5 protein-coding genes are annotated in these 11,345 nt (G+C 44.9%); all 5 read left to right on the top strand.

Annotated elements, in window-relative coordinates; translation table 11 throughout:
• The first annotated feature begins 31 nt into the window (after positions 1 to 31).
• Positions 32 to 3,493 carry a T9SS type A sorting domain-containing protein gene (locus tag GXO76_12070; GenBank protein ID NOY78595.1) on the top strand — a complete coding sequence of 1,154 codons (3,462 nt, stop codon included), beginning with the start codon at positions 32 to 34 and terminating at the stop codon, positions 3,491 to 3,493.
• A gap of 300 nt (positions 3,494 to 3,793) precedes the next feature.
• Positions 3,794 to 4,168 carry a hypothetical protein gene (locus GXO76_12075; GenBank protein ID NOY78596.1) on the top strand — a complete coding sequence of 125 codons (375 nt, stop codon included), beginning with the start codon at positions 3,794 to 3,796 and terminating at the stop codon, positions 4,166 to 4,168.
• A 981-nt stretch (positions 4,169 to 5,149) separates the two neighbouring features.
• Complete coding sequence (locus GXO76_12080) at positions 5,150 to 6,826, top strand: DNRLRE domain-containing protein (GenBank protein NOY78597.1); 1,677 nt, start codon at positions 5,150 to 5,152, stop codon at positions 6,824 to 6,826.
• A 14-nt stretch (positions 6,827 to 6,840) separates the two neighbouring features.
• Positions 6,841 to 8,565: a T9SS type A sorting domain-containing protein gene (locus GXO76_12085; GenBank protein NOY78598.1), complete on the top strand. Its 1,725-nt coding sequence runs from the start codon at positions 6,841 to 6,843 to the stop codon at positions 8,563 to 8,565.
• 17 nt (positions 8,566 to 8,582) lie between these two features.
• Positions 8,583 to 11,345: hypothetical protein (locus GXO76_12090; GenBank protein ID NOY78599.1), on the top strand; the 2,763-nt coding region annotated here is incomplete at its 3' end.

Here is an 11,345-nt window from a genome sequence, read left to right on the forward strand (position 1 = left end):
GTCGGGAACAACAACTACAGCAAAAGTGACCATGAATTCAGGAAGGCAGGTAACCGCCAATTTTAAGCACTGGCCGCAGATCACGATTGCTACAAATCCAACCGGATTGCAAATTACCGTGGATGGAACCTCCGCAACGGCCCCCCAGATCTTTACCTGGCAGCCCGGAACATCCCACACAATTGAAGCCGTGGCGGAACAGAACGACGGCACAACGAAGAAGTATGTCTGGACTGCATGGAGTGACGGAGGAACGCGAAATCACACCATTCAAACGCCTCAAACAGATGCCACTTTTACGGCCACGTACAAAACGCAGTTCTATGTTCAAACACAAGCTTCTCCCACGGCTGGGGGAACGGTTTCACCTGCCAGCGGCTGGTACGATGCAAACACACAACTTTCGTTTAAGGCAACACCCACTAACGGATACGGTTTTTTGAATTGGTCAGGCTCCTGGGAGGGAGACGAAAATCCAAAATCGGTGACGCTCAATTCGGCGATTGACGTCACCGCCAATTTTAGTCAATATCGGCAGATTACCCTCCACACCAATCCGGAGGGACTGAAAATCAAAGCCGATGGCAATGAGTCGACCGCCCCAGTAACGGTCAATTGGCTCATTGGAACCACCCATTCAGTTGATGTGAATTCCCCACAAAATGGGGGGAGTGGCGTTCGCTATGTCTGGCAAAATTGGAGTGACGGAGGGGCACAGAGCCACTCCGTTCACGTCACGTCAACATTGAGTACCCTGACAGCAAATTTTTCAAAGGAATATTACGTGACGGTTCAAGTAAGCCCGCAGGACGCAGGAACAATTTCGCCTTCCAGCGGGTGGCATGCTGAGAATTCAAAGGTTACATTTACCGAACAAGCCAATGAAGGCTATGAGTTTCTACAATGGTCGGGTGACGCAAGCGGAAGCCAGCCGTCCGTTCAGGTGGTTGTTGATGGGGCCAAAACGATTACAGCCAATTATAATGAGTGGTACGTGGTAACCGTTCGTGCGGAAAAGACGAGTGCCACGCAGACGGTTTTACAAATTGTTGTGGATGGCCAAACCTATTCGTCTCCACACACATTTCGTGCCCAACCCAATTCCGTTCATACCATTGAAGCACCTGAAATCCAATCTCCCGAGGGACCGGGGCGGCGTTACCAGTATATTGATTGGAGTGATCGGGGAGCCCGCAGCCATCAGGTGACTATTTCTTCTAATAATATGGAATTTGCTGCCCGCTATGCGCTTCAATTCCATTTATCAACGACCGTCAATCCGGAAAGTACCGGTACGATTCAAACAAGTGAGGAGGGGGAATGGATTTCGGCCTGGAAAACGGTGCAGGTCGAAGCTGTGGCCGGGGATGGCTATGCTTTCATGGAATGGCAGGGAGATTTGCAGGGGAAGCAAAATCCGACATCTGTTTACATGGATGGACCCAAGAGCATTCAGGCCAATTTTGAGGTTGCCAAAACGCTAATATTGTTTAAAACCAACCCTTCCGGTTTGAAGATTAACGTGGATGGAGCTGAGTACCAGACGCCGGTTTCCTTTAATTGGGCTGTGGGAGAATCTCATCGTTTTGAAGCCGTTACGCCCCAAGTGGATGGCGACAGCACCCGCTATCAATTTAACCACTGGGACAACCATGGCGGACAAAGTCAGACTATTACAGTCGGTTCAAGTTCCCAAACCTTTCAGGCCTATTACGATACATATTACAACGTGGCGGCCACGTCGCCTCAGGGAACCGTAACCGGCGCCGGATGGTACAAATCGGGTTCTGTGGCCACACTTTCTGTAGATTCACTGGTTGCCGTGAATAGTCAGGAACGCTATCTTTTCTCTGGCTGGACGGGGACTCAGGTTTCACCGAATGCACGTTTCATCGTTACAGTCAATCATCCTGTTCAGGAGCGTGCTGAATTTCAGCATCAATTTGGAATAACAACGGCCGTTGATCCATCCCATTCCGGATCGGTGGAAATTAATCCATCCCAAGACTGGTACACCGAGGGAATGGACGTGATCCTCCATGCTGTGGCCGATTCAGGGTACCGGTTTTTGGCCTGGGACGGAACCATTTCCGGAAATCAAAACCCAATATCCCTGAATGTGAGCGCCCCGGTAACTGCAACAGCCAGGTTCCAGCAAAAGATTCTGTCCCCTGTGATTTCCTCTTTTGGGATTAATCGATATGCCGTGGCAAATACCGACACGATTACCTTGCAGTTTACGGTTGAAGATAGTCAAACGGTTACGCCTGAGATTCAGTGGTTCCGTAACGGCGTGATGGATACACTGCTTGCTGATCAGACACATATTCTGCCTTCCGACCTGAACGCAGGAGATGTACTGTACGCTGTTTTTCGGGTTTCAAATGGAACCTCTTTCAGCCGCTGGCACCGAACCCCGCCTTGTCCCGTGTTGCCGGTTCCCCCCCGGGAAACCAGGCTTGTTCACCTCAGTGGACGGGATACGACCGTAGTTGCCGGTGATGATTCGTCACGGCTGCTGATCAGTTTTAAGAACGCTACACAAAATTCGGGTCAGTTTACACTGAGTGAAGAAGATACGCTTGAAAAATATGTGACAATCAATTTTTTGGGTAAAAGTTCAAAATTCTACTTCAACAATACACTGGGTGGATATTTGCTCATCAATGGAAATCTGGGTAATTACACCTGGTCGTTGTCTTTTCAATATTCTGACAGCCAGGTGCGTCAGGCAGGCATTCAGCAGGAGGATTCTTTGAAGTTAGGCTGGAGTGATGACCTGGGAAACAGCTGGCACTATTTAGATAATGCAGTGGTAGATACACTGAATAATCTCATTCAAACGAGCAGTCTGACACATTTTTCTCTGTGGGCTTTGGGAGAAAGACCATTTTCCCAGTTTTACCCCGTGGAATTGTCCTCTTTTGCGGCAAAGGTTTCTGATGAAGGGAAGGTGATTCTTACCTGGGAAACGCAGACAGAAACCAATAATCTGGGGTTTGAGGTTCAGCGAAAAGCGAAAAATAGCGGGTTTTTTGAAAAGGTCGGTTTTGTGAAAGGTGCCGGAACATCCGTTCAGCCTCATGCCTATCGTTTCGAAGATGCTCCCGAAAAGCCGGGTCTGTTTAGCTACCGCTTGAAACAGGCAGACCTGAATGGTGCGGTTCATGTGTCACAGGAAATCAATGTGTCGGTTCAGGTGCCGATTTCGAGTGTCCTGTTGCGAAATTATCCGAATCCTTTTAACAGCAGCACCACCATTCAATTCTCCGTTCCGAAAAATTATGAAAATAAAGATGCCACGGTGACTATTTACGATATTGTCGGTAAGGCAATCATCTCTTTCAAATTTCCTCGGATTCGTTCGGGAATACATGAAATCACGTGGGATGGAAAGGATAACCAACACAGGACGGTTCCATCGGGTCTGTTTTTCTATCGGTTGCAGATTGGGAAGATGAGAAAAATACAAAAAATGATTCTGCTTAAATAATAAAAATTTTACGGAATCAAATGTGTTTTGAAATTCTGGCCCTTCAAGATTCTGTATAAACGAATCTAAAGGGCCACATTTTGCCAACCGGAAACTGCGGAGCCGAAAGAGAATTCGCTTCCTTATTTGTTTGGAAAATGCCGCATTTGCAGTTGAATCCCAAAGAGATATTGCTTATATTATTGAAAGTTGTGTGCTCATTTAAATGTTTAAATTTATTGAATACAAAGGAAATATCTTGTGGAAAGTATTGAAAACCGCGGACAGCAGCTTGAAAAGCTTTTATCAATAGAAAAAAAAATGTCCTATAAAGCCGGGTTGAAAGTTGGCTTTTTGGGAGGGATTATTTCAGTATTTTTTGTGATTGTTCTTTTATTGAGCGTTGCTTTTCTTTTTCGAAAACCTCTGCAGCAGAAATTTTTAAACACAGTGGTTTCCTCAACGGCTGAGCAAATTTTTTCCTCATTTCCGGATGGTTATTACACGCACAACCGGGATCGTGTGATGCAGGCCCTTGATGACTTTGCCAATGCGGCAGCCGATCATAAATTAACCAAACAAGATTACACCCGGATTGCGCAAATGGTTATTCAGGATTTACAGGATAAGCGCCTTACCTATCAGGAGTTAACGGATCTTGTGAATAAAATCAGTGAAATATCCAATAAGAAATAGAGCTTCATGACACGTTTTTTCTTTATCTTCTTCTTTTCTGCTCTAACCCTGGTCAGACAACCGGTTGCGAAAGCTCAGATAGATAGCGCTGACAGTGATACGGTTTTGGTATTGGTTGATTCACTCAAACAGTCCTCCATTGGAGCGGTAACGGACGGAGAATTCCTGCCCGAAGGGGGATGGAAAGTTTCTTCAACCAACGCCATGATTTTTTATGATTTAAAGACATATATTTCCTCTGGATCCCTGGGAATTACGGTAACACATTTTAATCCAAAAATTCAAAACACATTTAGGCGGCATCATGTGCTGTCGATGTATACCAATCACTGGGGCGAGCATCATCAAATTGAACTATTGGATGCGGATTGGAATTTCCACACGGGATTCAACTATTTTGACGGTGTGAAATTACAATCGGCGACCTATGAGGATGACAGGCGGGTGATCGTCCCCTGGGATTCCCTTCCCTGGGATTTGAATCAAACCTACCGCCTGAAATTTGTCTGGAAAAGGGATTCGATTCAATTTTTCAGGGACGATTCTCTCATTTTAACAACCGTGCATAAACACGATTTTTTACTTCGCTATATTTATTTGGGGCGGGACCGAACCATCAGCGGAGATTACATCACCCATTTTGGCTATCAGCAATATCCGGCAATGGTTGGTCCGGTTTTTTCTCATTTAATCGTAAAAAAATTCCTTTCCGAAACGGTAACGGAAAGCCCTCAGTTGGAATCATTTTCTGTTTCGGAGGTCTACGCGAATGCCGTTCGATTAAAGTGGCGGTTCTTTAAACCGGCGATTTCACGACTAATCTACAGACAAACGGATTCAACCGGCTGGGATAGTACCCGTTTTTTTGAAATCCCTCGAAAGGATTTTGAGTATGTTATTGCCGGGCTTTCCCGGGGAAAAGAATATGAGGTCCGGGTAATCTCCCAAAATAGTCGGGGGGTTCAATCGATTAGTGACCCATTGCGCTTTAAAACGCGTACAACAGATATTTTTTTGCTTAAACCGATTCAAGATTCTTTTACGGAAGATGCCGGTATTATTGGGCCTTACCGAAACATTGCCAATATGGGATGGCTTTATTTAATGGTGGGTAAAAAGCGGTATTCCTTTTTAGAATTTCCTTCTGTGTCATCTCAGGGGAATGCGAGAAAAGTCTGGCTGAACTTGCATGTTCGAAACAAGCAGGGGGATATGAACCAATTGTATGTGAGAAAGGTAGGGTCTGAATGGGATGAAAATTCAATAACATGGAACACACAACCAGACATTCTGGATACGTGTTTGGGGGCAGTTACGGAGTCTCAATTTAACAAAGGCAATTGGATTACATTTCAGCTTGCGCCGGATAATTCCATTAAAACTGGCTTAAATATTGCAATAATTTCACCGGATAGCGGCTGGGTTTCTCTGGATTCGAAGGATTCATTTGATGCGCAGCCTGAGTTAATTATTGATTATAGAAAAACTTACGTTCTTAATGGAAAGGTTTCCTTTGCGCAAAGAGAGCCCCTTGACAATGTCTCGGTAACTATTAAATCTATTGAAGATAGTGCCACAGTGTATTCAGCTGATACAATTGTGACGAATTCGAATGGGCATTTTGAAACATCTCTAAAACTGGGGAATACTTACACAATTGGCTTTACAAAAGAATCTGAAAAAGAAGATCTTAAAGCCATCTCCATTTATGATGCCTATTTGGCCGCAGCCACGGCCATAGGTATTGTTGAACCGGCAGAAGACGCCAAAATGGCGGCTGATGCCAATGGCGATGGAAAGATTACGATTTACGATGCGTTGTTGATTGCCAAAACAGCCGTTGGCCTGAACGCAGGGGGAGTGATAGGACACTGGTATTTCCCTCAGGTTCCCGACGTGCTGAATGAAACACAAGATAGTGTCGCGATTTCCGAAGGCGGAGTTGTCATGGGGGATGTCGATTGCAGCTGGCCTGATGCCAGTGTTTATTCTTTAGCCTTGAAAAATTCGGACAGGCAAAACCTGTTTCAATTAACTGAAAATGATTCAAACGTTGTGGTAAGTCTTCCGAATTTGGGGGTACATCGTCTGGGTTCTTTCTCTATCGATTTTTCATTTAATTCGGACGCGTTTGTATTTAAACGTGTCCAGTGGCCTGTCTCGATGCAAAATTGGTCAACGGTTCGGAATATTCGGAAGGGCCGCGTTCAATTGGGATGCTTCCATCCGGAAAAATCGAGTGTTAGATTGGGGAATTTTAAACTTATTTTTTCGAAACGGAAGAACGAGGAACGTTTCAAAATAGTAATTCATCGAATTCAGCTGGACAATAGAATTAATCGTAATATTTTAATGAATGGTATAGAAGAAGAGAAAAAAGAACCGGTGGAAGATTCTTTCTCAGTATATCCCAATCCATTCAATATGAGTACGCGGATTGAGGGGAATCTTTCAAAGTCAACCCCAATAAATTTGTCTATTTTTAACGCACTTGGACAGCTGGTTTTTTCAAAAACAATCGCTTCTCACAAAGGGCGCTATTCATTTATCTGGAAAGGAAAAGATAACCAGAATTCTTTTGTTTCAAGTGGCATTTATTATATTCTTTTAAGAACCAAAACAAAGAATTTCGGTCAAAAAGTCTTGTTTTTAAAATAGGAGAGGTCGGTTCGATGAAAGTGTGGACGTGTGGACGATGGGTCTTGTTTTTTATGCTCATTAGCCGGTCTGTTTTTGCGCAAATAACCGTGAGTGTGGACAGTTTCCATGTGAGTCCGGGAGATACCATTCGCATTCCTGTTTGCGTGGGAGACGTTACGGATTCCAATATAGAATCCTTTCAATTTGATTTCTATTTTAACGATTCCGTGCTTTCACCGATTGATGCAACGCTTGAAGGCACCCTTGCAGAGAATTGGGGAGTCCCTTTTGTCAATGAAAATAATTCAGGAGAATTGCGAGTGGGCGCGTATGGCCTCAGTTATTTGGAGGGATCGGGATCCATTATAATTATGAGATTCCTGGCAATCGGGACGGTTGGCGATTCAACGCAATTGGAAATTCGAAATTTTATGTTCAACAACGGAACCCCGGCGATTGTCGTTAGGAACGGTCGCCTGATTATCGAAAGAATTATTCAATTGGCTGTTCAATCAAATATAGAGGGTTTGCATGTGCAAATTGATGGGAAAGATTACTCAACACCTTTTTCCATTGACTGTTCAGCGTTTTCATCCCATCAGATCTCTGTCGATTCTGTACTCGGCCAGTCTGAATCTGTTCGGTATGTGTTTGATCACCGAAGTGATGGTTTGCCGATGAATCATCCGATTGTGCTGGATTCAACGAATTTGGATTTGGCTATTTTTTATCGAAAACAATATTACTTAACCCTTCATTCGGAATATGATCATCCCCTCGGTGAGGGGTGGTACGACAAGGATTCGGTGGCAGCCTTTTCCGTAGAAAAGTATGATTCGGTGGGTGACTCTATCCGTTACCGTTTTATGTATTGGAGCGGAGATACGTTACTCATTCATGAAAATGGAACCATAAAGATGGACACCTCAAAAACGCTGACGGCAAATTTTGAAGAGGAACTCTTCATATCCATCACATATAATCGTCCAAATGCGGGGCGAACGGTGCCTCCTCCTCCGGGTGTTTGGGTTGAAAAAGGAGAAGAAATCACTCTGACGGCCTATCCGGAAAATAATTATCATTTTTTAAGCTGGAGTGGCGACACGACTACTACCAACAATCCATTGATCTTTACCGTAACAACCCCTTTCCATATTATGGCGTATTTTGGAAATATTTTTCCTGTGGAGTTGTCGGAATGGGAAGTAACCATTGAATCCGGGAGTGCCGCCCGTCTATCCTGGAAAACCCGATCTGAAACGGACAACTATGGTTTTTATATTCAACGAAAAGATTCAACTTCCCGCTTTGCGGATATTGCATTTATCAAGGGACGCGGGACATCCGGAAACGAGCATGCGTATTCCTTTACGGATAGGAATTTGCATCCTGGAGTCTATTTTTATCGTTTGAGACAGGTTGATTTTTCCGGTAAGAGTCATTATTCAAATGTACAATCCATTACTATTTCTAAACCGGTGAATAATTTCATCGTCGAAAATTACCCCAACCCGTTTAATTCTTCTACAAAAATTTTATTTAATTTAGTTGCTGCTCAGTCTGTTGATGTTCGAATTTTTAATTTGATCGGAGAAGAAGTGTACCATCTGAGTGAAGGCGTTTTAGAGAAGGGACCACACAGTTTTGTATGGAATGGAAGGTCCTTTTCGGGACGGGAGTTACCCAGCGGCATGTACATTCTGAAGATCATTACCCCAAATCAAACGATTCATCATAAATTAATTTTGTCTAAATAAAAAATTGAGAGGGAGAAATGAAGAAAACATACTCTATTTCTTTTTTGGTTATCTTTGTCTTATTACTATTCAGTCATCTTGATTTTGCACAAGTTACCGAGCCGTTTGTTCGCTATCAATTGTTTCGATTGGATTCCACGGCCTCCGGAACTGTTGAAACTCCTGTTGCTTTTAAGGATACCGTCGATTTAGGAAAATCAACCCGTTATACGCTAAGGGTGACCTATTTAAGCAGCAATTATTTGGTTAATCAATCCAATGATAAAGCGGTACGTGCAGCTCAGGTGCCGGCCTTTGTGGAATGGACCGACTTCTTCAGCGATGCCGGATGGGGGGGGACATTTGATGTTCCGTTTACCATTAATACGCAATCCAATGTTCCTAAAACCGGGCGGTTTGCCTTTAACATTATTTCGCAGGTTTTGAAAGACAACTCAACCGATGTGCAACTTACCGATACCACGCGATTTACAGTTTGGGTGCGTCCGTTTATTAAAGAGGAGCCCAAATTTTCACAAGGTTTAAGCAACACAATCGTCTGGTATCCTTCTCAGGCCCCTTTTTCGCAGGAAATTATTTCAAGTTCAGGGATGGTACGTCTGGGGAAGAATGCCGATACCCGGTATCAAAGGGAAACCGTTTTCAATAATCTGTCGGATGGCCAGCGCTATTCTTATTTTGTAAAAACCCTCCTGCAAACGGATGCGGGTCTCGTTGAATTGCATTCGGATACCGTCTATTCTACGCAAGACGCCTCTCCTCCGGGAAAAGTAACCCTTGATTCCGTTATTTCATACGATCTTCGTCAGGTTCACCTTTATTGGAAAGGCACAACCGATGCCATTAGTTTTGTAAAGGCCTATAACATTTACCGTATGCGCGATAACGATTCACTGACGATTCATTTCATTGCCACGGTTCCGGCCAAAGATACGGTTGGTGCCGACGACTCTTCCTATGTTTTTGTAGATTATCCCATGGATCCTCCAACGGAATCCTTTGCGTATCAGGTTCGAGCCGTGGATGCGGTTGGAAATGAGGGAAGCGGGGAATTTTCGGGCCCCGTGGCCAAATTGCCGGTACCCGAGATAACGGCCTGGTATGATTGGTCGAGACCGGATTATTCGTGGATTGACTATTACAAACAGGGTGTCACCAACACGATCTTTGTACAGGATATTCGGCCCGGAAATGAAAATCAAATTCTTTATCTGCCGGATTCCATCCGCTTTCAGGCCATTCGGGACAGCCTGAAATATTTCCCCATTCGCTGGGAACCGGGGAAACAATTTTTTGAAAGCCGCTACGAAGAAAATGGTAAAACCAGCGCCTGGATTCCCCTGTCGCATTTTGCATACGATTCCATTCGTTACACGTTTGACCTCTCGAATAACGGGCAGAATGACGGGAACTACATCAACCACCATCGTTACCATTTTCGCGTCCAGTACAAGGATCATTTTGGGAACTACAGCGCCTGGTCGGATACCGTCTGGGAGCGTCAGGACGTGTTCCCGCCAGAGGACATCGATCTGGACATCATTCACCCTGTCGTTGTGGGCGATACGGCGGGCTATATGTTGCTTTCCTGGAAGAAGCCGTTGGATTCCGTTACCGGCGTCGCCTATTATTTCGTTTACCGAAAAATCGGCGCCAATGGCACCTACACCCTAATTGATACCACATCACTGACCCGCTACGAGGACCCTTTTGCGTCGGTTGGTACAAATGATGTGGTTTTTTATAAAGTGGGCAGTATTGACCATGTGGGAAACGAACGCAAATTGGATCAGATTCAGGATGAGGAATCGGCACAATGCCTGGCTGGCCCGACGCTCAAGGTGCTGGGGGAGGTTATTTCCTACGAGGGAAATCTGTACACCAAGGCCGATGCCCTTAATTTTTATTGGGAAAATTACATCAAGGATGACATTTACAAATATGAGGTGCACGTGACGGGTGTTGTGGATTCCAGCTTTTACCTTACCGATCCCTCTGTCAGCAATTTTATTTGGGCCATGCCCCGGTTAGGCCGGTACTCGGTTCGCGTGCGTGCGATTTATTCGGTGGGAAGTCAATCCATTTGGTCGCGCCCTTTTGTGGTAACCAAAGCCGGTCCGCCTTCGGATTTTCACCTGACGGTTCGGAATGATTCTTTGCCCGCCGGACATGTTTTTCTGAATTGGCAGGCGAATACAGAGATCCTGCCGGTAAAATCCTACGAAATCTACCGGTGGGGGATTGGAGAATCTCCGGTCAAAATTGCTGCCATCCAGATGGACACCACGGATTATTCGATTCCAACGGAATTTGTAGATGCGGACACCACGGTTCCGAATTACAAATGCCTCCATTACCGGGTGACGGCCACCAATCTGTTGGATTTAGACAAAAACTCCACTGTAGATTCCAGTTATTTTAATCGGGCACCTGAAATTTTGCCGGAAAAGACGGTGGTTTTTCCCGGAAAGATGACCATTTTCTGGAGGCGTCCCAGCCCGAATCTATCTTCCAATTGGGGAAATATCGTACGCATTTTTCGGGAAAAAGACACGATTCCGGTAAAAATTGACACCGTCTTCGGAAAAAAGTCCTACTCGTTTTATAATCCCGAAAAGGGGTTTGTTTATCGTTTTCAGGTGAAGGAGTTTCCGGCTGTTGTGACTTCCCAGATGTGCCCGAATGGGGTGCTGGAAACGGCCTGGAGCGCGGAGGAAACAATTCCATACATTAAATATCCGCCCATTCAGGATGTACAGGCACAGGCTCTACCCGCTGCA

The organism is Calditrichota bacterium (genome assembly GCA_013151735.1).
GTDB lineage: Bacteria > Zhuqueibacterota > JdFR-76 > JdFR-76 > BMS3Abin05 > BMS3Abin05.